Genomic DNA, 23,957 nt, shown 5'->3' with positions numbered 1-23,957 from the left:
GGCATAACCTTTATCCCAAATCCGCCATCAGCACCTTTGAACGACGCTGATAGTTGTACATCTCTTTCTTGCTCTCCGGCAGTGAATCAATGTCCACCGGCGTAAAGCCGCGTTCCTGGAACCAGTGAATGCTGCGCGTGGTCAGGACGAACAGCTTGCTGAGGCCAATCTGGCGCGCCTGTGCCGCCACGCGCTCCAGCAGCACTTCACCGCGCGATGAGCTTCGGTAGTCCGGGTGGACGGCCACGCAGGCCATTTCGCCAATTTTCTCTTCCGGGAAGGGGTAGAGCGCGGCGCAGGCGATGGTCAGGTTATCGCGCTGAATAATGGTGAATTTGTCGATTTCCATCTCCAGCTGTTCGCGCGAGCGGCGCACCAGAATGCCCTGCTGTTCAAGCGGGCGAATCAGCTCCAGAATGCCGCCGATATCGTTAATGGTGGCGCGGCGGATTTGCTCCGCGCTCTCCATTACTATCTGCGTTCCAATGCCGTCGCGCGAGAACAGCTCCTGCAGCAGCGCGCCGTCTTCCTGATAGCTAATCAGGTGGCTGCGGCGCACGCCGCTGCGGCAGGCTTTTACCGCGCCGCGCAGAAAGCGAACGGTGCCGGAGTAGTAGTCACCTTCGGCTTCAAGGGATTCGACGCGCGCCTGCGCTTCGTTGGGAAAAAGTTCCGGCACGATCGCCCCTTCATCGTTAACGACGCCCTGCGAGGAGCAAAAGCCAATCATTTTTTCCGCCTTCAGCTTGATGGCTAGCTGAGTGGCGATCTCTTCTGAGGTCAGGTTGAAGCTCTCTCCGGTGACGGAAACCGCCACGGGGCCCATCAGCACGATGGCGCCGCTGTCCAGCTGGCGGTGGATCGCCTCCTCGTCGATGCGGCGGATGCGCCCGCTGTGGCAATAATCCACGCCGTCGTCCACGCCGAGGGGCTGGGCAATGATAAAGTTACCGCTCACAACGTTGATATGCGCCCCCTGAAGCGGCGTATTGTTCAGGCTCATCGACAGGCGCGCGGTGATATCCAGCTGCAGCAGGCCCGCGGCCTGCTTAACCAGCTCAAGCGTTTTGGCGTCCGTTACGCGGGTATTTTTATGATAAATCGGCTCGTGGTGGTGGGCCGCCAGGTTGGCGTCGATTTGTGGACGTGCGCCATACACCACGACCAGGCGAATGCCGAGGCTGTGAAGTAGCCCTATGTCATTAACAATGCTGGAGAAGTTCTCATGCTCAATGGCTTCGCCACCGAGCATAATCACAAACGTTTTCCCGCGATGGGTGTTGATATAGGGAACAGAATGGCGGAATCCCTGGACCAGTTCGGTTCTACGTTCCTTCACCATGGCACAACCCTTAATGAATGTTTATTCGAATTTAATGTATTTTTATTCGATCGTGGGCGCGCGCGCAAGCCTAAATTTTCCGCGACGCACAGAAATGTATAAGTAATACGTGCGTTAGCGTGTGAATGTTTACCCTTTTATAGATGACAGTTTATGCGTCATTCGTTAAAGTTTTCGGTCAATTTGGACGTTTTCGTTTTTAATCAGGTTACTTGCTCGGGAGAAGCATGTCGGGATCCAATTCAGCAATAAGCCGTCGCCGCCTGTTAAAAGGGGCCGGAGCGATGTGGTTGCTCAGCGTCAGCCAGGTAGGTCTTGCCGCCACCAGTCAGATCGTTGCGGTTCGCGTCTGGCCGTCGTCGACCTATACGCGCGTAACGGTCGAATCCAATCGGGTGCTGAAATATAAGCAGTTTGCACTCAGCAACCCCGAGCGCGTTGTGGTGGATCTTGAAGGCGTAAACCTGAACTCGGTGCTTAAAGGCATGGCGGCCCAAATTCGGGCTGACGATCCTTACATCAAGTCGGCGCGCGTCGGGCAGTTCGATCCGCAAACCGTGCGCATGGTGTTCGAGCTCAAGCAGAACGTTAAGCCGCAGCTGTTCGCGCTGGCGCCCGTTGCCACGTTTAAAGAGCGTCTGGTGATGGATCTCTATCCGGCGAATGCCACGGACATTCAGGACCCGCTGCTGGCGCTCCTCGAAGATTACAACAAAGGCGATCTCGATCGTCAGGTTCCGCCTGCGCAAAGCGGCCCGCAGCCGGGCAGGGCGGGGCGCGATCGTCCGATTGTGATCATGCTCGATCCGGGACACGGCGGGGAGGACTCCGGCGCGGTGGGGAAATATCGCACCCGGGAAAAAGACGTGGTGCTGCAGATCGCTCGCCGCCTGAAGGCGCTGATCGATAAAGAAGGCAATATGCGCGCCTACATGACGCGTAACGAGGATGTCTTTATTCCGCTGAAGGTCCGCGTGGCGAAAGCGCAAAAACAGCGTGCGGACCTTTTTGTATCCATCCACGCGGATGCGTTTACCAGCCGCCAGCCTAGCGGTTCGTCAGTGTTTGCGCTTTCCACAAAAGGCGCAACCAGTACCGCGGCGAGATATCTTGCCGACACGCAGAACGCCTCGGATCTTATCGGCGGCGTGGGGAAAAGCGGTGACCGCTACGTCGATCACACCATGTTCGATATGGTCCAGTCTCTTACCATTACCGATAGCCTGAAGTTTGGTAAGGCGGTGCTGGGCAAGCTTGGCAATATTAACAAGCTGCATAAAAACAGCGTGGAGCAGGCCGGGTTTGCGGTACTGAAAGCCCCGGATATTCCATCTATCCTTGTCGAAACGGCGTTTATCAGTAACGTAGAGGAAGAGCGGAAGCTCAAAACGGCGAAGTTCCAGCAGGAAGTGGCAGAATCTATTCTGGCGGGGATTAAGGCATACTTCTCGGACGGGGCGACGCTGGCGCGGCTCGGATAGTTTCATTCGCCGGGATGTTCCCGGCAATTTCCTAAACGGCAGACACAAAAAAACACCCTTAAGGGTGTTTATTGTTTTAGAAGTATTGGTTGCGGGGGCCGGATTTGAACCGACGACCTTCGGGTTATGAGCCCGACGAGCTACCAGGCTGCTCCACCCCGCGTCCGTCTTTCTACTCTTGTAGAAATTTACTTCTTCAAATTTGATTGGTTGCGGGGGCCGGATTTGAACCGACGACCTTCGGGTTATGAGCCCGACGAGCTACCAGGCTGCTCCACCCCGCGTCCGTCTTTCTACAGTCGTAGAAGATACTTCATCAAATTTTAATTGGTTGCGGGGGCCGGATTTGAACCGACGACCTTCGGGTTATGAGCCCGACGAGCTACCAGGCTGCTCCACCCCGCGTCCGTGGATGCGCACTATACTCGGATAGGTTTGTGATGCAACCCCTTTTTCACATAAATCATGATTTTGGTTGTAAATTGAACGCTATAGCGCTGTTTGGTTTGTTTTTTGCGCAAAATTTGCCAAAGGGCATGCGATTGCATTTCATTAGCCATGACGGTTTGTTATCTTCATCACGCGGAAATGGGCAACTTAAAGACGAGATATAATGAAAGGACGATGGGCGAAGTATCTAATGACGGGCGCAATGGTAGCCATTCTTGCGGCCTGCTCTTCTAAACCGACCGATCGCGGTCAACAGTATAAAGACGGGAAATTATCCCAGCCTTTCTCCTTAGTTAACCAGCCGGATGCCGTAGGCGCGCCGATTAACGCCGGTGATTTTTCCGAGCAGGTCTACCAGATCCGCAACGCGTCGCCGCGTCTGTATAGCTCACAGAACAATGTTTATAGCGCGGTACAGGACTGGCTGCGCGCGGGCGGCGATACCCGCAATATGCGCCAGTTTGGTATTGATGCCTGGCAGATGGAAGGGGCGGATAACTACGGCAACGTCCAGTTCACCGGCTACTACACGCCGGTTATCCAGGCACGACATACCCGCCAGGGAGAGTTCCAGTACCCTATTTATCGCATGCCGCCAAAACGTGGCCGCCTGCCGTCCCGCGCGGAAATATATTCCGGCGCGCTGAGCGAAAACTATGTCCTGGCGTACAGCAACTCCCTGATGGACAACTTCATCATGGACGTTCAGGGAAGCGGATACATTGATTTTGGCGACGGCTCGCCGCTGAACTTCTTTAGCTACGCCGGTAAAAACGGCCATGCCTACCGCAGCATTGGTAAGGTGCTGATCGACAGAGGCGAAGTGAAGAAAGAAGATATGTCGATGCAGGCGATCCGCGAGTGGGGCGAAAAACACAGCGAAGCCGAAGTGCGCGAGCTGCTTGAGCAGAACCCGTCGTTCGTCTTCTTTAAACCGCAGAACTTTGCGCCAGTGAAAGGAGCAAGCGCGGTACCGCTGATTGGCCGCGCGTCCGTGGCCTCGGACCGTTCTATTATCCCCGCCGGCACTACGCTGCTTGCGGAAGTGCCGCTGCTCGACAATAACGGTAAATTTAACGGTCAGTACGAGCTACGCCTGATGGTGGCACTGGACGTAGGCGGTGCAATCAAAGGCCAGCACTTCGACATTTACCAGGGAATCGGTCCGGATGCCGGACACCGCGCGGGCTGGTATAACCACTACGGGCGCGTGTGGGTGTTGAAAACCGCGCCGGGGGCGGGAAACGTATTCAGCGGCTGAGTGTGGTATTCTGAGCGGCATATAAACGAGCAGGGGTGAGGGATTAACCTCACCCTTTTTACATCTGAGGTGTTATGTCTGTTGTAATCAGCGATGCCTGGCGCCAGCGTTTCGGCGGTACGGCACGTCTTTATGGTGAGAAGGCCCTGCAGCTGTTTGCGGATGCGCACGTCTGCGTGGTCGGGATTGGCGGCGTAGGCTCCTGGGCGGCAGAGGCGCTGGCCAGAACCGGTATCGGCGCGATTACGCTGATTGATATGGATGACGTCTGCGTAACCAACACCAACCGTCAAATTCACGCGCTGCGCGACAGCGTCGGCCTGGCAAAGTCTGAGGTGATGGCGGAACGTATTCGCCTGATCAACCCGGAATGTCGCGTTACGGTGATTGATGACTTCGTGACGGCCGATAACGTGGCCGAGTATATGAGTAAAGGCTACAGCTACGTGATCGACGCTATCGACAGCGTGCGCCCAAAGGCCGCGCTGATCGCCTACTGCCGCCGCTATAAAGTGCCGCTGGTCACCACGGGCGGCGCGGGCGGGCAGATCGATCCGACGCAGATCCAGGTCGCGGATCTGGCAAAAACCATCCAGGATCCGCTGGCGGCTAAGCTTCGCGAGCGGCTAAAAAGCGATTTTAACGTCGTGAAAAACAGCAAAGGCAAGCTGGGCGTCGACTGCGTGTTCTCGACCGAGGCGCTGGTCTATCCGCAGTCCGACGGTTCGGTATGTGCGATGAAAAGCACGGCGGAAGGCCCTAAGCGAATGGATTGCGCTTCAGGGTTTGGCGCGGCCACCATGGTGACCGCCTCATTTGGCTTTGTGGCCGTATCGCATGCCCTGAAAAAGATGATGGCGAAGGCGGAGCGTCAGGCCTGAGCCTGACGCGCGGCGTCTAGCACCGCGTCGCTGAGTGCAATCAGGCCCTGACCGCGCGAGGCGCTAAGCTGCGCGCGAAGCCCCAGCTCGTCGAACAGCGCCAGCGGAGAGTGCGTCAGCAGCTCTGCGGCGCTTTTTCCTTCCACGGCGGTCAGCAGCACCGCCAGCAGGCCGCGAACGATTCGCCCCTCGCTGTCGCCGAAAAAGTGCAGCTTACCCCCCGATGTGCAAAACCCCAGCCAGACGCGGTTCTCGCAGCCCGCTATCTCTTTTGCCTGCGCTTTCAGCTCGTCCGACAGCGCGGGCAGCTGTTTGCCGAGCAAAATCAGTTGGCGATATTTCTCCTCCCACTGGGTGAGGGGGGCGAAGGTCTGCTTTAAGGTCGCTTCCGTAATCGTGGTACCAAAAGGATGTCCGGCCAAGGCTGAAAGAGTCATTAATCCACCAGGAGTTCAAGAGCGCGGTCAACGGCGGAAACCAGCGCGTCGACGTCGCTTTTTGTATTATAGGGCGCGAAGGACGCGCGCAGCGTTCCGCTCACGCCAAGGGCGGCCAGCAGCGGCTGAGCACAGTGCTGCCCGGCGCGCAGGGCGATGCCGTATTCGGCCAGCAGCGTCACCATATCGCTGTGATGAACGCCTTCAAAATCAAAGGCTAGCAGGCTAGAGTCCTGCACCCGGAACGAGCGAAAGCCCGGGCGCTTTTTCAACGCTTCTTCCGCAAGTGTCGCCAGCCCCCGGCTCCAGCTCTCCGCCTGAACGATATCCGTTTCTTCCAGCCAGTCCAGCGCGGCGCTCAGGCCAATCACGCCTGCAACGTTCGGCGTACCGGCCTCCAGACTATAGGGCACATCCTGCGTTTTGAATCCGTCGAAGGTCACTTCGGTAATCATCTTGCCGCCGCCTAGCCACGGCGTCATCTGTGCCAGCAGCTCCGGCTTGCCGTACAGCACGCCGATGCCGGTAGGGCCGTAAAGCTTGTGCCCGGAAAAAGCATAAAAGTCGATATCGAGCTTCTGAACGTCCGCCGGGTAATGCACCACGCCCTGCGCGCCGTCAACCACCACCACCATGCCGCTGGCGTGAGCGATATCAATGGCGCGCGCCAGATCCGGGCAGCCGCCGGTGACGTTAGACATCTGCCCCAGCGCCAGAATGCGGCTGCGTGGAGTGATGAATTCGGGCAGTCGGGCCACGTCAGGAAGTAAATCAGCCCCCAAAGGAAGCTTAACGACCCGGGCGCCCGTCTGTTCAGCCAGCATCAGCCACGGTACCAGGTTGGCGTGGTGCTCGGCCTCGCTGATAACGATCTCATCGCCCGGCTGCAGCAGGGGACGGGCGTAGCACTGGGCGACCATGTTTATGGCCTCGGTCGTGCCGCGCGTCCAGACGATATGTTTTCCGCTTTCGGCATTGATCAGGCGCGCAACACGATCGCGTGCAGCCTCGTAGCGTGCGGTTAAGCGCTGGGCCTCGGCAAACTGGCTGCGATGCACATTTCCCGCGCTCAGGCTGTAGAAGCGCTGCGTTGCCTCAATCACCGCCAGCGGCTTCAGCGCGGTCGCGGCGCTATCAAGGTATATACCGGCATCAACCAGCGCCGGAAACTGCGCGCGAAACTGCGCGGGACTGAAAGCGTTCATGTTATTCCTCATCTCAATACCGCGATCGTCGCGCAATTTCAGCAGCAGGGCAAGGGAGTTGATATCTATCAGATTTGTCTGCTTATCCTGGCGACATTGAAAAAGCAGGTTATGCTAAATAGTGTTAGGTGAATGTTTAAGCCTGTTTTAAAACGATGTTTGAATAGCATTTATTGCTAAAGGAGAATAAGCATGAAAAAGACAGCCGCAGTTATTTCCGCCTGTGTATTTACCTTTGCCCTGAGCGCCTGCTCCGGTAATAACTACGTTATGCACACGAACGATGGCCGTTCTATCGTATCTGAAGGGAAACCGACAACCGATAACGATACCGGGATGATTTCCTACAAAGATGCGAACGGCAACAAGCAGCAAATCAATCGCAGTGATGTGAAAGAAATGAAAGAAATCGAGCATTAACAGCGAGATAAGCAAAAAAAAGCACCGCAAATTGGCGGTGCTACATTAATCACTATGGACAGACAGGGTAAATGTACAGGAAGTGAAAAATTGGTAGCGTTGCTACCGTGGTCTGAATCGCAGACCAATTGCAAACACAACAACACAACATCACAACCGTAAGCCAAAAGCCCTTCAGAACACGCATTCCAAAAAACTTTTCGTTCCGGCTCAGGAAGTGCCGCCACTATAGGTATTTGCTGGTAGTTCCTCAACGGACAAATTATAATGGCTCAGATAAAAAAAACTAATAGGTTAAACGTTGTTTCCTATATGTTAAATCTCGTTAACATCTAAGCCAGATAACCATGTCCAAGCGATTGCCACCTCTTAATGCATTACGTGTATTTGATGCAGCAGCACGTCACCTTAGCTTCACCCGCGCAGCCGATGAGCTTTTTGTGACGCAGGCCGCAGTAAGCCACCAAATCAAGTCTCTTGAGGATTTTCTGGGCCTTAAGCTGTTCCGCCGCCGCAACCGTTCTCTGCTTTTGACTGAAGAAGGTCAGAGCTATTTTCAGGATATCAAAGAGATTTTTTCCCAGCTCACCGAGGCCACCCGAAAGCTTCAGGCGCGAAGTGCAAAAGGGGCGCTTACCGTCAGTTTATTGCCCAGTTTTGCCATTCATTGGCTGGTGCCGAGGCTCTCAAGCTTTAACTCAGCTTATCCGGGAATCGATGTTCGTATTCAGGCGGTGGACCGCCAGGAGGACAAGCTGGCGGATGACGTGGACGTTGCCATTTTCTATGGTCGCGGCAACTGGCCGGGCCTGCGCGTTGAAAAATTGTACGCAGAATATCTGCTGCCGGTCTGTTCGCCGCTGCTGCTCACGGGCGAAAAGGCGCTGAAAGCACCCGCTGATTTGGCGCAACATACGCTTTTACACGATGCTTCTCGCCGCGACTGGCAAACTTATACGCGTCAATTAGGTCTTAATCATATAAACGTGCAGCAGGGCCCCATTTTTAGCCACAGTGCGATGGTGTTACAGGCTGCCATTCACGGGCAGGGCGTGGCGTTGGCGAACAACGTCATGGCCCAGTCCGAGATTGAGGCAGGCCGTCTGGTTTGTCCCTTTAATGATGTTTTGGTCAGCAAGAACGCATTTTATCTGGTTTGTCATGACAGTCAGGCAGAACTGGGTAAAATAGCCGCCTTCCGGCAGTGGATACTGTCCAAAGCGGCGAACGAGCAAGAAAAATTCCGCTTCAGGTATGAACAATAACTTTTGTGTGCTGAGCACGCATCACTTTAGGATTGAACCATGACCAGCCGATTCATGCTGATTTTTGCCGCGGTGAGTGGCTTTATTTTTGTGGCACTGGGCGCCTTTGGGGCACATGTGTTAAGCAAATCTCTAGGGGTAGTGGAAATGGGCTGGCTTCAGACCGGCCTTGAATATCAGGCGTTCCATACCCTCGCTATCTTTGGTCTGGCGGTGGCGATGCAGCGCCGCATCAGCATTTGGTTTTACTGGAGTAGCGTTTTCCTGGCGCTGGGGACCGTGCTGTTTAGCGGCAGCCTCTACTGCCTGGCGCTGTCGCATCTGCGCCTGTGGGCGTTTGTTACCCCGGTCGGAGGCGTCAGCTTCCTGGTGGGGTGGGTATTAATGTTTATCGGAGCTATCCGTCTGAAACGCAAGGGCGTTGTTCATGAATAAGGTTGTTTTATATTGTCGCCCGGGGTTTGAGAAAGAGTGCGCCGCGGAAATTACGGATAAAGCGGCGAAGCGCGAAGTCTTCGGTTTTGCGCGCGTGAAAGAGAACGCGGGCTACGTGGTGTTTGAATGCTACCAGCCCGACGATGCTGAAAAGCTGGTGCGTGAGCTGCCGTTTAGTTCGCTTATTTTTGCGCGCCAGATGTTTGTTGCCGGTGAGCTGCTGAAAGATCTTCCTCCTGAAGATCGCGTTTCGCCCATTGTCGGTATGCTGCAAGGCGTTGTTGAGAAGGGCGGCGAACTGCGCGTTGAGGTAGCTGACACCAACGAAAGCAAAGAGCTGATGAAGTTCTGCCGTAAGTTCACCGTGCCGCTGCGGGCCGCGCTGCGCGATGCGGGCGTGTTGACGAACTACGAGACGCCAAAACGTCCGGTGGTACATATCTTCTTTATCGCCCCTGGCTGCTGCTACGCCGGCTACTCGTACACCATCAACAACTCGCCGTTCTTTATGGGGATCCCGCGCCTGCGCTTCCCGGCGGATGCGCCGAGCCGTTCAACGCTGAAGCTGGAAGAGGCGTTCCACGTCTTTATCCCGGCCGACGAGTGGGACGAGCGTCTGGCTAACGGCATGTACGCGGTCGATCTCGGCGCGTGTCCTGGCGGGTGGACCTATCAGCTGGTGAAGCGCAACATGTGGGTCTCTTCCGTAGATAACGGCCCAATGGCGCAGAGCCTGATGGATACCGGGCAGGTGACCTGGCTGCGTGAAGACGGTTTTCGCTATCGTCCAAACCGCAACAACATCTCCTGGATGGTGTGCGATATGGTGGAAAAGCCGGCGAAGGTGGCTGCGCTGATGGCGTCCTGGCTGGTCAACGGCTGGTGCCGCGAAACCATTTTCAACCTCAAGCTGCCGATGAAGAAGCGCTATGAGGAAGTTTCGCAGAACCTGGCCTACATTCAGGCGCAGCTGGACGAACACGGGATTAATGCGGAGATCCAGGCGCGTCAGCTGTATCACGATCGCGAGGAAGTGACGGTACACATTCGCCGCTGGTGGGCAGCGGTGGGCGGGCGTCGCGACGAGCGATAATCAAAATTTCCCCTCACCCTAACTCTCTCCCCGGAGGGGAGAGGGGATTGCCCCGTGCAGTTTTTTTACCCTCGCCCCTCTGGGGAGAGGGGTTATTACCGTTCTAACCTTAGCTGCTGCAAATTCCCGTCGAGATGCAAATCTGTCTGTAGCGTTGCAATCTCCCGGCAGATAAACGCCATCTCTTTATGCGCTTCCAGCTTTTTACGCCATTTCTCCGGTACGTCATCAAGCCGGGCGTAGATCCCCTCCAGAGTTCCAAAGTCCTTTAGCAGCTGCGAGGCGCTCTTCGGCCCGATGCCTGCTACGCCTGGAACCTTAGAACTGCTGATTCCGGCAAGCCCCCAGTAGTCAGGGAGTTGCTCAGGTGATACGCCAAACTCACTGGCGATAAACGGCGCGTCGAGCCAGCGTTTTTGAAAATAGTCGCGAATACGGATAGTCGGAGAGAGCAGCTGGCAGTAGCCTTTGTCGGTTGAGACGATGGTGGCCTGATGTCCGGCGCTGGCCACTTTGACCGCAAGCGTCGCGGCCAGATCGTCGGCTTCACTGCCGTGTGCACCCCAGCAGGGAACGCCGCGCTGCTCAAAGGCGGCGCGTATTGCGGGCATTTCCGCATGCAGATCGTCCGGCATGGGCCCGCGTCCTGCTTTGTAGTCGGGCAGGCGCTGGTGCCGCCAGCCGGTATTTCGCGCTTCGTCATCAAACACGGCGACCGCATGAGTAGGTTCACTGTGGCGAATAAGCAGCTCCAGCGCGTGCAGACAGGTGTCCTTGCAGGGCGTGCCTTGGACCGCATGAATACGGCGGATCAAATTAAGCGCGTCGACGATAAGCAAATGAACGGCCACAGATAATCTCCCTTCTATCTAATGGGTGAAGGGTAACACTGTCAGCAGCCTGAAACTATGTGCGGTGGGAAAAACGGGAAGAAGCCTCGCAAAACGAGGCTTCCTGAGAGGCTTAATCGCAGGTGACGATCTTCATCGCCAGGCCGCCGCGAGAGGTTTCGCGGTATTTGGCGTTCATGTCTTTACCGGTTTCGTACATGGTTTCGATCACTTTATCGAGGCACACGCGCGGCTCGCTGGTACGGCGCAGCGCCATACGCGCGGCGTTAACCGCTTTGACGGAGGCAATCGCGTTACGCTCGATGCACGGCACCTGTACCTGGCCTGCAACCGGATCGCACGTTAAGCCGAGATTGTGCTCCATGCCGATTTCCGCCGCGATGCACACCTGCGTTGGGCTTGCGCCCAGCAGCTCTGCCAGGCCAGCTGCAGCCATTGAGCAGGCCACGCCGACTTCGCCCTGACAGCCCACTTCCGCACCGGAAATGGAGGCGTTCATCTTGTACAGCGAGCCGATCGCGCTCGCCACGAGCAGATAGCGCGCCAGCGAGTTAGCGTTCACTTCACGAATAAACTTGTCGTAGTACGCCAGCACCGCCGGAACGATACCGCACGCGCCGTTGGTTGGCGCCGTCACCACGCGCCCGCCCGCGGCGTTCTCTTCGTTAACCGCCAGCGCGAACATGTTGATCCAGTCCACGACCGCCATCGGGTCGGTGGTGGTTTTGTCGGTGCTGACCAGCATGCGGCGCAGCGCGGCCGCACGGCGCGGAACGCGAAGTTTACCGGGCAAGACGCCTTCGGTAGTAATGCCGCGCTCGATGCCGCCGCGCATCACGTCCCAGACGTTCGCGAAGTGCTGTTCCAGCTCTTCTTTACTGTGCAGCGCCAGCTCGTTTTTCATCATCAGCCCGGAAAGGGAGAGGCCCGTCTCCTGGCAGTGGCGCTGTAAATCTGCCGCGTTTTTATAAGGATAAGGCACCTGCACCGGCGAGCTGTTGGTTTGCCCGAAGTGCTCTTCATCGACGATAAAACCGCCGCCGATGGAATAATACGTTTGGCTGTAAATCGCCTTGTCGCCTGCCAGCGCGGTGATACGCATGCCGTTTTCGTGCAGCGACAGGTTGTCGGCATGGAAATTCATGCAGCGATCGACCGGGAATTCGACTTCGTGCTCGCCGTTCGCCAGCAGCAGGCGGCCGTGCGTGTTCACGTCCTGGATAAAGCCAGGGATCGCATCAATATCAACGGTGTCCGGCAGGTTGCCCGCCAGGCCCATGATAATGGCGATATCGGTGTGGTGACCTTTACCGGTCAGGGAAAGGGACCCGTATACATCGACAACCACGCGGGTCACGTCGTGCAAAATGCCGCGCGCAATCAGGTCGTCCGTGAATTGTTTACCAGCCTTCATTGGTCCGACGGTGTGAGAGCTGGAAGGACCAATACCGATTTTGAAGATATCGAATACGCTAATCATGATGCGTCCATTGCTATCAGTCAGAGGAGAGGAGTGCGCCGCCCGAAGGCGGCGCGGGAGGTATTAGCTGAACAGTGAGTAGAAAATGGCGGAGATGGCAATCAGACCCATAACCACAACGAACACGTTGCTGATATGGCCGCTGTATTTACGCATCGCAGGCACTTTCTGAATCGCGTACATCGGCATCAGGAACAGAATCATCGCGATAATCGGGCCGCCCAGAGTTTCAATCATCCCCAGGATGCTTGGGTTCAGGGTCGCTACCGCCCAGGTGGTGAGCAGCATGAACAGCGCAGTGATTTTGTTCAGCTTGTTGATTTCAATGCTCTTGCCTTTACCGCGCAGAGACTTGATCACCATGCCGTTAAAGCCTTCACGCGCGCCCAGGTAGTGGCCCAGGAAGGATTTGGTGATAGCGATAATCGCGATAATTGGCGCCATCCACGCAATAACCGGTGCGTTAAAGTGGTTCGCCAGGTAAGACAGAATGGAGATGTTCTGCTCTTTCGCTGCTGCCAGGTCCGCCGGGGACAGGCTCAGCACGCAGCTGAATACGAAGAACATAACGGTCAGAACCATCATCACGTGCGCACGGGCAAGAATGCTGGAGCATTTTTTCTCAGCGCCCTGGCCGTATTCTTCACGCTTCGCAACCGCGAAGGAGGAGATGATAGGCGAGTGGTTAAAGGAGAACACCATCACAGGGATCGCCAGCCACAGAGTCATCCACAGGCCGTTACCGGTTGCTGACGCGCTGCTTAACGAGAGGGTTTCCAGCGCTGCGCCATTCCAGTTAGGAATCAGGTAGCAGGCCAGCACCATCAGCGCGATAACGAACGGGAATACCAGCACGCTCATCGCTTTAACGATCATCTGCTCGCCGAAGCGAACGATGGTCATCATGCCCACGATCAGGATCAGAGACAGAATGGCGCGCGGTGGCGGCGTCATATGCAGCTGGTGTGCCATGAAGCTTTCAACGGTGTTGGTAATCGCCACGCTGTAAACCAGCAGGATTGGGTAAATCGCGAAGAAGTAGAGCAGGGTGATCAGCTTGCCTGCGCCTACGCCAAAGTGTTCTTCAACCACTTCGGTAATGTCTTCGCCCGGATTTTTACCGGACAGCACGAAGCGGGTCAGGCCGCGGTGTGCGAAGAAGGTCATCGGGAAGGCGATGATCGCCATGATGATCAGCGGGATCAGGCCGCCGACGCCTGCGTTGATAGGAAGGAACAGTACACCAGCGCCGATTGCCGTGCCGTACAGGCCAAGCATCCACATGGTATCCGTTTTGCGCCAACCGCTTCGGGAATCAATCGAAGCAACGGTGCTGGTTTGAGTGGTTTCCATCTATATCTCCTGGAGGAAGCAAATTGTCAGGTTTCTAGTCAAATCCGATGAAAAAGTGCCTGACGGTAATATGAAATTCGTTCAGTGACGGTTTTTTAATAATTTTTGCCCGTAACTATTGGCGGGCGGAAAGATACATTCTAGTTATGAATCCTTCAGTGATCGCGATCCCAATTGCAATAATCCACTTTTGATATGGATATATTTAGACCATTTATCTACTAAAAAAACGTCAAAGAGAATTTACGGGCGCGAAGGCTAACATTAACAACATGCAGCCCGAAAGCCTGCGCCGCGAGATAGGAGCCTTTTGCTGTAAAAAAGTGGGTTTTTGGAGTTTTCTGGCGTTAAATTTGGTTTAAGGGCAATTATTTTCGGTTCACCAGGCGAGGTAATCGTTTGCGTTTGAGTGAACTCTGCATTTGATATAAAGCAGGGCTATGAATGGCATCGGTAATAAAAAAGCCGAATAACGATCGCTCGTTATCCGGCGTTATGCGGGAGTTGAAACGTTACTTAATGATTTCGTAGCACGGAATATACGCGGAGCCCGGCAGCTTCATGCGGTGCTGGGCAACGAAGCCCTGCAGCATGTCGTCCATGCGGCGCATCATTTCCGGGTCACCGTGGATTTTGTAAGGTCCAAACTCCTCAATGGCGCGAATGCCAACCTCTTTCACATTGCCCGCAACGATCCCGGAGAAGGCGCGACGCAGGTCGGCCGCCAGCACTTCAACCGGCTGATCGGGGTAGAGCTTCAGGTTTGCCATATTCTCGTGCGACGGCTCGAATGGGATTTGGAGATCCGGGGCAATGCGGATTGACCAGTTAAAGCTGTACGCATCGCCCGTATCGCGGCGGTTCTCTTTCACCAGCGGCATGGCTTTTTTCATCTGACGCGCCACTTCAGCCGCATCGTCAATAATAATGCGGTAGTGGCGGCGTGCCGCTTCGCCCAGCGTATGGACGATAAATTCATCCAGCACGCGGAAGTAGTCGGCGCTCTCCTTCGGCCCGGTCAGGATCAGCGGCAGTACCTGATCTTTGTTCGCCGGGTTCATCAGGATACCAAGCAGATAAAGCAGCTCTTCCGCCGTCCCCACGCCGCCCGGGAAGATGATGATCCCGTGGGCGATACGGACAAACGCTTCAAGGCGTTTTTCGATATCCGGCATGATGATCAGCTCGTTGACCAGCGGGTTCGGCGGTTCAGCCGCGATGATCGACGGTTCGGTCATGCCGATAAAGCGGCCCTCTTTGTAGCGCTGCTGCGCGTGGCCCACGGCGGCACCCTTCATCGGCGCCTCCATTGCACCCGGACCGCAGCCGGTACAAATGTTTAGCTCACGCAGGCCGAGCTGCGTGCCCACGCGGCGCGCATAGAGGTATTCCGTCTCGTTAATCGAGTGGCCACCCCAGCACACGACCATATTTGGCGCTTCGCCAACGTGCAGGGCGCGGGCGTTGCGCAGGATGGAGAACACCAGGTTGGTAATGTGAACGGAGCTTTCAAGATCCAGGTGCTGGAAGCGCCCGGCGTTATGAATTTGTCCGTTAACAAACAGGATGTCGCGCAGCACGGCAAACAGGTTGGCCTGCAGCGAACGGATAATGCGCCCGTCAACGAAGGCGTCTTCCGGCGGGTTGATCACCTCAAGCTTCACGCCGCGCTCGCGGCGCAGCACGTTGATATCAAAGCTTTCGAAGCGTGACAGCAGCTCTTTGCTGTTGTCGGTCAGGCTTCCGGAGTTCAGGACGGCAAGTGAACAGTTACGAAACAGTTGATAGAGATCGCTGCTGGCCGTGCGTTTAAGCATGTCCACTTCCAGCTGCGATAACATATCCATTGAGCCCAGCGGGCTAATATGTGTAATCAAGTGAGCTCCTTACGGGACGAAAATCGTCTTTCCCTGTTGATTACAATAGCCCTGGCTTATGACGTTTCACAACTCTAAGCGCGGAATAGACCGCGCATATTGTGAAAAATATTTATATTACTGGCGCACCAGGCGGCCCGTTGCGGGCACAAAGTCGGTGTTGGTCCGCCACGGGTTGATGTCTAAACCCCCGCGGCGGGTATAGCGCGCGTACACGCTCAGCTTTTCCGGTCGGCAGAAACGCAGGAGGTCGTTGAAGATGCGCTCCACGCACTGCTCGTGAAATTCGTTATGGTGGCGGAATGACACCAGATAGCGCAGCAGCATTTCACGATCGATCCGCGGGCCGCGGTACTGGATCTGCACTGAGCCCCAGTCAGGCTGATGGGTGATCAGGCAGTTGGACTTCAGCAGGTGGCTGACCAGCGTCTCTTCCACCACCTTGCCGCCTGCCGCGTTTTCAAGGTAATCGGTGCTGAACTCATAGCTGTCCACCTCAATGTCCAGATCGTCGATGCAGGTCCCGCTGAAGTGGGCGATCGGCTGGCCTTCCAGCTCGTGCAGGCGATACAGTGACACGGAGACGTCACCCTGCGCGCACGCACGTAGATCCCGCTCAAGCGTGCGCTGAACGTCTTCCCAGCTGCTGAATTTCGTCTGGTTAAAGCTGTTGAGATACAGCTTGAAGCTTTTCGACTCCACCAGGTTGATGCTGGCATGATCCAGCTCTACGTGGCCGACGGCGACCTGCGGCAGGCCGCGCGCGTTAAGCCAGGAGAGCTCGTACAGCGTCCAGATATCACCGCCGACAAACGGCAGCGCGTCGGCGCGCAGGCCGAGCGGATCGCGGTTAAGACTGCGCGGTACGCCCTGAAGCAGCGAGGCATCATAGGTGTCGCGGTAATCGGTCGATTTGCCCAGCGTTAAGCCCGTTAACGCCTGATGATTTTCGTAAGACATGTTTCGTTGCCACTTTACAGGTACACTTATGGGCTGAGTTTATCCTGTCTTACACGAAGAGAGAAATCGGTGGATATCGAAACTGCTAATGCCCTGACGAACTTTACGACCCGCTATTGCGACGCCTGGCATGAAAAACAGGGAACGTGGCCGCAAAGCGCTGAATTATATGGCGTGCCTTCGCCGTGCATTATCTCTACGCTTGAAGACAGCGTCATCTGGCAGCCGAAACCTTTTACGGACGAACAAAATGTAAATGCGGTTGAACGCGCAATGGACCTTGTGGTACAACCCGCGGTTCACGCGTTTTATACCACCCAGTTTGCCGGTGATATGACCGCGCGCTTTGCTGATGTGGAAATAACCCTGCTGCAAACCTGGAGTGAGGACGATCTCCAGCGCGTACAGGAGAACCTGATTGGTCACCTGGTTACGCAAAAACGCCTTAAGCTTTCTCCGACGCTCTTTATCGCCACGCTCGACAGCGAGCTGGACGTCATTTCCGTCTGCAATCTGTCAGGTGAAGTGATTAAAGAGACCATCGGTACCCGCAATCGCGACGTGCTCGCGCCTTCTCTTGCGGATTTCCTTACCAGAATTGAGCCGCTTCTGTAATCCAGGATGCTATCGAACGTGTGAGAGATCTCTTACAAGGTTTGTAGGAGATCGGCGTTACTTTCAGTATTGCCTTAATTTTTTTAAAATATCATTCATTGTTAAATCAATTGGTTAGGGTGTTGTTGCGACCCTGGATAGCGTTTCTTAAGACTTACACTACGAATAAGGTGGGTTGTAAGACGAAGCGGAATAGAGGATTCTATCTCCGTCGACAGGACGCCGACACGAAGAACGAACATCAGGATGATGACGTTTTTCACACAGGACACGTCAGGATGGCGCTGCAGGAAGGCTTCAGGATGAAGCAAAGAGGATAACGCTGGACGCGTAAGGGACACCTCCAGGAAGGAGAAAGAGAGCCGGTCAGGATGGTCGGTGGGTCAGGAAGGCCAGGACGTTTCAGGATGAAACAATCACGTCAGGACGATGTGAGCAGGATGCAACGGTTAACGGATGAACACGCCCCTGGGCGCAGGAAAAGTTGTCACGGATGAGCAGGGAGCACAAATTGTAGCTGGAATGCTGCGGAACGAACCGGGAGCACTGTTTTTACAGTGCTCCCTTTTTTTATTTCTGCTTCCTGCAATGCTATGCTGCGCGCCGTTCAGATTTTCAGTTGAGGTTACCATGACGCATCACGAGAGCGTTCGTGCGCAGTTGCACGCCATCGAAGCCCTTCTTCGCCATCACCAGCTGTGGCAGGAGACCGCGCCGCAGCCTGAAGCCTTCGCCAGCACCCAGCCGTTTTGCCTCGATACCCTGGCACCCTTTGAGTGGCTGCAGTGGGTGCTGATTCCGCGCATGCACGCGCTGCTTGAAGGCGGCCACCCGCTGCCGCAGGCGTTTGCCGTTTCCCCCTATTATGAAATGGCGCTGGAGCAAACCCATCCCGCCCGCGAGGCTGTGCTCGCCGAGCTGGCTCGCCTGGACGCGCTTTTTGCCGGTGCTGATGCATGACGATTGAAATCCTCTATCAGGACGAGTGGCTGGTGGCGGTGAATAAGCCATCGGGATGGCTGGTACACCGCAGCTGGCTCGATCGTGACGAGAAGGTCGTGGTAATGCAGACCGTGCGCGACCAGATTGGTCAGCACGTTTTTACCGCCCATCGTCTCGACAGGCCAACCTCTGGCGTCCTGCTGATGGGGCTTTCAAGCGAGGCGGGGCGCCTGCTGTCACAGCAGTTTGAACTGCACCAGATCCAAAAGCGCTATCACGCGATCGCGCGCGGCTGGCTGACCGGGTCGGACCGGCTTGACTACCCGCTCGTGGAAGAGCTGGACAAGATTGCCGATAAGTTTGCCCGCGATGATAAAGGCCCGCAGCCTGCGGTTACCGACTATCGCGGGATGGCCACTGCGGAAATGCCGGTGGCGACCAGTAAATTTCCCACCACGCGCTACAGCCTGGTTGAGCTTCTGCCCAAAACCGGGCGCAAGCACCAGCTTCGCCGCCACCTTGCGCACCTTCGCCACCCGATTATCGGCGACAGCAAGCACGGAGATTTGCGCCAGAACCGCAGCGCGGCAGAGCACTTTGGCTGCAACCGTTTGATGCTCCACGCCAGCGAACTCAGCCTGACCCACCCGTTTACCGGCAGGCCGCTGACCCTTCGCGCAGGGCTGGACGACGTGTGGATGCAGGCGCTGTCACAGTTTGGCTGGCTGGGACAACTCCCCGAAAATGAAAGGGTTGAGTTTGCGGCGGGCAGCGTTCAGGATGAACAATAACTGTGAAAATTAACGGAGCAAAGCATGGCTGAAGTGGGTATTTTTGTCGGCACAATGTACGGTAACTCGCTGCTGGTGGCGGAAGAAGCCGAAGCGATCCTTGCAAATCAGGGCCATAAGGCTACGGTCTACGAAGACCCGGAACTGGCCGACTGGGAAAAGTATAAAGACAAATACATCCTGGTCGTGACGTCGACAACGGGGCAGGGCGATCTGCCGGACAGCATTGTTCCCCTGTTCCAGGGCATTAAAGACCAGCTGGGCTACCAGCCCGACGTGCGTTACGGGATCATTGCGCTCGGCGACAGCTCCTATGCTAACTTCTGCGGAGGCGGCAAGCAGTTCGACGCGCTCCTTCAGGAGCAGAGCGCCCAGCGCGTGGGTGAAATGCTGCTGATCGACGCCGGCGAACATCCGGAACCCGAAAGCGAATCCAATCCCTGGGTTGAGCACTGGGCGACGCTCCTCAAATAACATCATGCCCGCGCTTCGCCTGCGCGGGCCTGCATCACCCCCGCCAAACGCCAATTCCGTGAACCATCTTCCACCGCTTTGGGCTTATGCCCCAAACAACGTTCCACACTCCCTTCAATGTTGTGTTCCTGCACGGTGAGGGACTTACCCCCCCTTACTTATACTTTTCCCGTCACTATAAAACGGCACGTAGCCGTACCAAAACTGCCAACCGCTAACCTCTCATTCTGATTACCCTACAGGTGCGTTACAGAATGAACCAGGCGAAAGCTATGATTCAGGAGTGCATCAATGAGTACATTAAGCCACGCGGCGAGCAGCGCTGAAAAGCGCACCAACGCTCGCTACTGGATTGTGGTGATGCTGTTTATCGTCACGTCCTTTAACTATGGGGACCGCGCAACGCTGTCGATTGCCGGCTCTGAAATGGCAAAAGATATCGGGCTCGATCCGGTCGGTATGGGTTATGTTTTCTCTGCATTTTCATGGGCCTATGTTATCGGCCAAATTCCCGGCGGATGGCTGCTTGACCGCTTTGGCTCTAAACGCGTTTACTTCTGGTCCATCTTTATCTGGTCGATGTTTACCCTGCTGCAGGGCTTTGTCGACATCTTTAGCGGCTTCGGCATTATCATTGCGCTCTTCACCCTCCGCTTCCTGGTAGGGCTCGCGGAAGCGCCTTCCTTCCCCGGCAATAGCCGAATCGTCGCGGCCTGGTTCCCGGCGCAGGAGAGGGGAACGGCAGTCGCCATTTTTAACTCGGCACAATATTTTGCGACCGTCATCTTCGCGCCGATCATGGGCTGGCTGACGCATGAGGTGGGCTGGTCGCACGTCTTCTTCTTCATGGGCGGGCTGGGGATCGTTATCAGCTTTATCTGGCTCAAGGTGATCCACGAGCCGAATCAGCATCCCGGCGTGAACAAAAAAGAGCTGGAGTACATTGCCGAAGGCGGCGCGCTGATCAATATGGATCTGAAAACCGAGAAGGCCAAAGTGCCGTTCAGCCAGAAATGGGCGCAAATCAAGCAGCTCGTCGGCTCGCGCATGATGATTGGCATCTACCTGGGCCAGTACTGCATCAATGCCTTAACCTACTTTTTCATCACCTGGTTCCCGGTTTACCTGGTGCAGGCGCGCGGTATGTCGATTCTGAAAGCGGGCTTTGTGGCCTCGGTTCCGGCCATCTGCGGTTTCGTCGGCGGCGTGCTGGGCGGCGTAATTTCCGACTGGCTGATGCGCCGAACGGGCTCGCTGAATATCGCGCGCAAAACGCCTATCGTGCTGGGCATGCTGCTCTCCATGACCATGGTGTTCTGCAACTACGTTAACGCAGAGTGGATGATCATCGGCTTTATGGCGATGGCGTTCTTCGGGAAGGGAATTGGCGCGCTGGGCTGGGCGGTGATGGCGGATACCGCGCCGAAGGAGATCAGCGGCCTGAGCGGCGGGCTGTTCAACATGTTCGGCAACATTTCCGGGATCGTGACGCCAATTGCCATCGGCTACATCGTCGGCACGACGGGCTCTTTCAACGGCGCGTTAATCTACGTGGGCATCCACGCGCTGGTGGCCGTACTGAGCTACCTGGTGCTGGTGGGCGACATTAAGCGCGTCGAGCTTAAACCTGTTGCGGAGCGCGGATGATGACAACCCAATCGAGCCCGGTCGTAACCGATATGAAGGTCATTCCGGTGGCCGGACAGGACAGCATGCTGCTGAATATCGGCGGCGCGCATAACGCCTGGTTTACCCGCAATATCGTGGTACTCACCGACAGCGCGGGCCATACCGGCGTCGGCGAGGCGCCCGGCGGAGAGGTCATCTACCAGACGCTGGTAGAGGCTATTCCACAGGTCGTCGGGCAGGAAATAGCCCGTTTAAACAAGGTGGTTCAGCGGGTGCACAAGGGCAACCAGTCCGCGGACTTCGACACCTTCGGCAAAGGCGCCTGGACGTTCGAGCTGCGCGTCAACGCGGTGGCCGCGCTGGAAGCCGCGCTGCTCGATCTGCTGGGCAAAGCGCTCAACGTCCCGGTGTGTGAGCTGCTGGGGCCGGGCAAGCAGCGCGACGCGGTGACCGTGCTGGGCTATCTGTTCTATGTCGGCGATCGTAACAAAACCGATCTGCCGTATCTGGCGAGTTCGCCGGGGCGCCACGAGTGGTATCACCTTCGCCACCAGGAGGCGCTTTCCAGCGAGGGGGTTGTCCGCCTCGCGGAAGCTGCCCAGGATCGCTACGGCTTTAAGGACTTTAAGCTGAAGGGCGGCGTGCTGCCGGGCGAGCAGGAAATTGAAAGCGCCCGCGCGCTGAAAAAACGCTTTCCGGAGGCGCGGATCACCGTCGATCCCAACGGCGCGTGGCTGCTGGATGAGGCCATCGCCCTGTGCAAAGGCCTCGGCGACGTGCTGACCTACGCGGAGGACCCGTGCGGCGCGGAGCAGGGTTTCTCCGGCCGTGAGGTGATGGCGGAATTTCGTCGCGCCACCGGGCTGCCGGTCGCGACCAACATGATCGCCACCAACTGGCGCGAAATGGGCCACGCGGTCATGCTCAACGCGGTGGACATCCCGCTGGCCGATCCGCACTTCTGGACGCTTTCCGGCGCGGTCCGCGTAGCGCAGCTTTGCGACGACTGGGGCCTGACCTGGGGCTGCCACTCCAATAACCATTTCGATATCTCGCTGGCGATGTTTACCCACGTAGGCGCGGCGGCGCCGGGTCATCCGACCGCTATCGACACCCACTGGATTTGGCAGGAGGGGGAAGCCCGTCTGACCAAAAATCCGCTGGAGATTAAAAACGGCACCATTGCCGTGCCGGATTCACCGGGGCTGGGCGTAGAGCTTGACTGGGATCAGATCCATCAGGCGCACGAAGCCTATAAAAAACTGCCGGGTGGCGCACGTAACGATGCGGGCCCGATGCAGTACCTTATCCCCGGCTGGACTTTTGACCGCAAGCGCCCTGTTTTTGGACGTCACTGATAAAAGGATTGAACAATGAGCACATTTTCCACTCCCGTCGTTACCGACATGCAGATCGTTCCGGTTGCCGGACATGACAGCATGCTGATGAACCTGAGCGGAGCCCACGCGCCATTTTTTACCCGCAACATCGTTATCATCAAGGACAATTCCGGTCATACCGGCGTGGGCGAAATCCCCGGCGGCGAGAAGATCCGCAAGACCCTGGAAGACGCCATTCCGCTGGTGGTCGGCAAAGCGCTGGGAGAATATAAAAATGTCCTGAACGCCGTGCGTAACGCCTTTGCCGACCGCGACGCGGGCGGTCGCGGCCTCCAGACGTTCGATCTGCGCACCACCATTCACGTTGTGACCGGCATTGAAGCCGCGCTTCTGGATCTGCTTGGCCAGCATCTGGGCGTCAACGTGGCCTCCCTGCTCGGCGAGGGCCAGCAGCGCAGCGAAGTCGAAATGCTGGGCTATCTGTTCTTCGTCGGCAACCGCAAGCAGACGCCGCTGCCTTACCAAAGCCAGCCGGACGAGGCGTGCGACTGGTATCGCATTCGTCACGACGAAGCCATGACCCCGGACGCGGTGGTGCGTCTTGCGGAAGCGGCTTACGAAAAATACGGCTTCAACGATTTCAAGCTGAAGGGCGGCGTGCTGGCCGGTGAGGAAGAGGCACAGGCGATTTCTGCGCTGGCAAAACGTTTCCCGCAGGCGCGCGTCACGCTGGACCCGAACGGAGCCTGGTCACTCGACGAGGCGATCGCCATTGGCAAGCAGCTGAAAGGCGTGCTGGCGTATGCGGAAGATCCGTGCGGCGCGGAGCAGGGCTTCTCCGGCCGCGAGGTGATGGCAGAGTTTCGCCGCGCTACCGGCCTGCCGACCGCCACCAACATGATCGCCACCGACTGGCGTCAGATGGGGCACACGCTCTCGCTTCAGTCGGTTGACATCCCGCTGGCGGACCCGCACTTCTGGACGATGCAGGGCTCGGTGCGCGTGGCGCAGATGTGCCACGAATTTGGCCTGACCTGGGGCTCGCACTCCAACAATCACTTTGATATTTCGCTGGCGATGTTCACCCACGTCGCCGCCGCCGCGCCGGGTAACATTACCGCCATTGATACCCACTGGATTTGGCAGGAGGGAAATCAGCGCCTGACCAGGCAGCCTTTCGAGATTAAGGGCGGTATGGTTCAGGTTCCTACTACGCCGGGGCTGGGCGTGGAGCTGGATATGGATCGGCTTATGCAGGCTCACGAGCTATACCAAAAACACGGCCTCGGCGCGCGCGATGATGCGCTTGCCATGCAGTATCTGATCCCTGACTGGACATTCGACAATAAGCGTCCGTGCATGGTACGCTAAAGGC

General features: G+C 56.6%; 22 protein-coding genes and 3 tRNA genes. 14 read left to right on the top strand and 11 right to left on the bottom strand.

What is annotated here, in order from left to right; translation table 11 throughout:
* Positions 1-10: 10 nt before the first annotated feature.
* Positions 11-1,342 carry an amino-acid N-acetyltransferase gene (gene argA / locus DBY73_RS03065; RefSeq protein ID WP_112009745.1) on the bottom strand — a complete coding sequence of 444 codons (1,332 nt, stop codon included), beginning with the start codon at positions 1,340-1,342 and terminating at the stop codon, positions 11-13.
* 227 nt (positions 1,343-1,569) lie between these two features.
* Between argA and amiC the strand changes: the two genes are divergently transcribed.
* Complete coding sequence (gene amiC / locus DBY73_RS03060) at positions 1,570-2,823, top strand: N-acetylmuramoyl-L-alanine amidase AmiC (RefSeq protein WP_112009744.1); 1,254 nt, start codon at positions 1,570-1,572, stop codon at positions 2,821-2,823.
* A gap of 86 nt (positions 2,824-2,909) precedes the next feature.
* Here amiC and DBY73_RS03055 read toward each other — a convergent pair.
* The 3 genes from DBY73_RS03055 to DBY73_RS03045 form a co-directional block, all read right to left on the bottom strand.
* A tRNA-Met gene (locus DBY73_RS03055) sits at positions 2,910-2,986 on the bottom strand.
* A 44-nt stretch (positions 2,987-3,030) separates the two neighbouring features.
* A tRNA-Met gene (locus DBY73_RS03050) sits at positions 3,031-3,107 on the bottom strand.
* 44 nt (positions 3,108-3,151) lie between these two features.
* A tRNA-Met gene (locus tag DBY73_RS03045) sits at positions 3,152-3,228 on the bottom strand.
* Between the two features lie 208 nt (positions 3,229-3,436).
* Between DBY73_RS03045 and mltA the strand changes: the two genes are divergently transcribed.
* Positions 3,437-4,534, top strand: coding sequence for a murein transglycosylase A (gene mltA, locus DBY73_RS03035; protein WP_112009742.1), 1,098 nt, complete (start codon positions 3,437-3,439; stop codon positions 4,532-4,534).
* 74 nt (positions 4,535-4,608) lie between these two features.
* Complete coding sequence (tcdA, locus tag DBY73_RS03030) at positions 4,609-5,415, top strand: tRNA cyclic N6-threonylcarbamoyladenosine(37) synthase TcdA (RefSeq protein ID WP_112009741.1); 807 nt, start codon at positions 4,609-4,611, stop codon at positions 5,413-5,415.
* Here tcdA and csdE read toward each other — a convergent pair.
* The gene (gene csdE / locus DBY73_RS03025) at positions 5,406-5,852 is read right to left on the bottom strand and encodes a cysteine desulfurase sulfur acceptor subunit CsdE (RefSeq protein ID WP_112009740.1); all 447 of its coding nucleotides are present in this window, start codon (positions 5,850-5,852) and stop codon (positions 5,406-5,408) included. The genes tcdA and csdE overlap by 10 nt on opposite strands.
* On the bottom strand, positions 5,852-7,057 hold the full coding sequence (gene csdA, locus DBY73_RS03020) for a cysteine desulfurase CsdA (protein WP_112009739.1): 1,206 nt from the start codon (positions 7,055-7,057) through the stop codon (positions 5,852-5,854). The genes csdE and csdA overlap by 1 nt, the downstream gene beginning before the upstream one ends.
* A 192-nt stretch (positions 7,058-7,249) precedes the next feature.
* On the opposite strand from csdA, the gene DBY73_RS03015 reads away from it, so the two are divergent.
* From DBY73_RS03015 to rlmM, 4 genes are all read left to right on the top strand, one after another.
* On the top strand, positions 7,250-7,477 hold the full coding sequence (locus DBY73_RS03015) for a YgdI/YgdR family lipoprotein (protein WP_112009738.1): 228 nt from the start codon (positions 7,250-7,252) through the stop codon (positions 7,475-7,477).
* Between the two features lie 347 nt (positions 7,478-7,824).
* A complete protein-coding gene (gene gcvA, locus DBY73_RS03010; protein WP_112009737.1) occupies positions 7,825-8,742 on the top strand; it encodes a glycine cleavage system transcriptional regulator GcvA in 918 nt (305 codons plus the stop codon).
* Positions 8,743-8,781: 39 nt separating this feature from the next.
* On the top strand, positions 8,782-9,177 hold the full coding sequence (locus DBY73_RS03005; protein ID WP_112009736.1) for a DUF423 domain-containing protein: 396 nt from the start codon (positions 8,782-8,784) through the stop codon (positions 9,175-9,177).
* Positions 9,170-10,270, top strand: coding sequence for a 23S rRNA (cytidine(2498)-2'-O)-methyltransferase RlmM (gene rlmM, locus DBY73_RS03000; RefSeq protein WP_112009735.1), 1,101 nt, complete (start codon positions 9,170-9,172; stop codon positions 10,268-10,270). The genes DBY73_RS03005 and rlmM overlap by 8 nt, the downstream gene beginning before the upstream one ends.
* Before the next feature lie 95 nt (positions 10,271-10,365).
* Here rlmM and xni read toward each other — a convergent pair whose 3' ends face one another.
* From xni to queF, 5 genes are all read right to left on the bottom strand, one after another.
* Positions 10,366-11,121, bottom strand: a complete 756-nt coding sequence (gene xni, locus DBY73_RS02995) for a flap endonuclease Xni (RefSeq protein ID WP_112009734.1) — start codon at positions 11,119-11,121, stop codon at positions 10,366-10,368.
* Positions 11,122-11,233: 112 nt separating this feature from the next.
* Positions 11,234-12,601 (bottom strand): L-serine ammonia-lyase II, encoded by a 1,368-nt coding sequence (gene sdaB / locus DBY73_RS02990; RefSeq protein ID WP_112009733.1) that lies wholly within the window; start codon positions 12,599-12,601, stop codon positions 11,234-11,236.
* 63 nt (positions 12,602-12,664) lie between these two features.
* Positions 12,665-13,954, bottom strand: coding sequence for an HAAAP family serine/threonine permease (locus DBY73_RS02985; RefSeq protein WP_112009732.1), 1,290 nt, complete (start codon positions 13,952-13,954; stop codon positions 12,665-12,667).
* A 512-nt stretch (positions 13,955-14,466) separates the two neighbouring features.
* Complete coding sequence (gene ppnN / locus DBY73_RS02980) at positions 14,467-15,831, bottom strand: nucleotide 5'-monophosphate nucleosidase PpnN (protein WP_100166313.1); 1,365 nt, start codon at positions 15,829-15,831, stop codon at positions 14,467-14,469.
* 117 nt (positions 15,832-15,948) lie between these two features.
* On the bottom strand, positions 15,949-16,791 hold the full coding sequence (gene queF, locus DBY73_RS02975) for an NADPH-dependent 7-cyano-7-deazaguanine reductase QueF (RefSeq protein ID WP_112009731.1): 843 nt from the start codon (positions 16,789-16,791) through the stop codon (positions 15,949-15,951).
* A gap of 69 nt (positions 16,792-16,860) precedes the next feature.
* Between queF and syd the strand changes: the two genes are divergently transcribed.
* The 7 genes from syd to gudD all read left to right on the top strand — a co-directional run bounded on the left by syd (position 16,861) and on the right by gudD (position 23,953).
* Positions 16,861-17,406 carry a SecY-interacting protein gene (syd, locus tag DBY73_RS02970; RefSeq protein ID WP_112009730.1) on the top strand — a complete coding sequence of 182 codons (546 nt, stop codon included), beginning with the start codon at positions 16,861-16,863 and terminating at the stop codon, positions 17,404-17,406.
* Between the two features lie 630 nt (positions 17,407-18,036).
* Positions 18,037-18,366: a YqcC family protein gene (locus tag DBY73_RS02965; protein ID WP_112009729.1), complete on the top strand. Its 330-nt coding sequence runs from the start codon at positions 18,037-18,039 to the stop codon at positions 18,364-18,366.
* A complete protein-coding gene (truC, locus tag DBY73_RS02960; RefSeq protein ID WP_112009728.1) occupies positions 18,363-19,139 on the top strand; it encodes a tRNA pseudouridine(65) synthase TruC in 777 nt (258 codons plus the stop codon). Before DBY73_RS02965 ends, truC begins: the two co-directional genes overlap by 4 nt.
* A gap of 24 nt (positions 19,140-19,163) precedes the next feature.
* Positions 19,164-19,613 carry a flavodoxin gene (locus DBY73_RS02955; RefSeq protein WP_112009727.1) on the top strand — a complete coding sequence of 150 codons (450 nt, stop codon included), beginning with the start codon at positions 19,164-19,166 and terminating at the stop codon, positions 19,611-19,613.
* 291 nt (positions 19,614-19,904) lie between these two features.
* Positions 19,905-21,260, top strand: coding sequence for a galactarate/glucarate/glycerate transporter GudP (gene gudP / locus DBY73_RS02945; RefSeq protein WP_112009726.1), 1,356 nt, complete (start codon positions 19,905-19,907; stop codon positions 21,258-21,260).
* Positions 21,260-22,600, top strand: coding sequence for an enolase C-terminal domain-like protein (locus tag DBY73_RS02940; protein ID WP_112009879.1), 1,341 nt, complete (start codon positions 21,260-21,262; stop codon positions 22,598-22,600). Before gudP ends, DBY73_RS02940 begins: the two co-directional genes overlap by 1 nt.
* 15 nt (positions 22,601-22,615) lie before the next feature.
* The gene (gudD, locus tag DBY73_RS02935; protein ID WP_112009725.1) at positions 22,616-23,953 is read left to right on the top strand and encodes a glucarate dehydratase; all 1,338 of its coding nucleotides are present in this window, start codon (positions 22,616-22,618) and stop codon (positions 23,951-23,953) included.
* Positions 23,954-23,957 lie beyond the last annotated feature (4 nt).

The organism is Enterobacter sp. RIT418 (genome assembly GCF_003057745.1).
Taxonomy (GTDB): Bacteria; Pseudomonadota; Gammaproteobacteria; order Enterobacterales; family Enterobacteriaceae; genus Enterobacter.
Note: the sequence above shows the minus strand (reverse complement) of the source record. Positions and strands in the feature narration are given on the sequence as shown.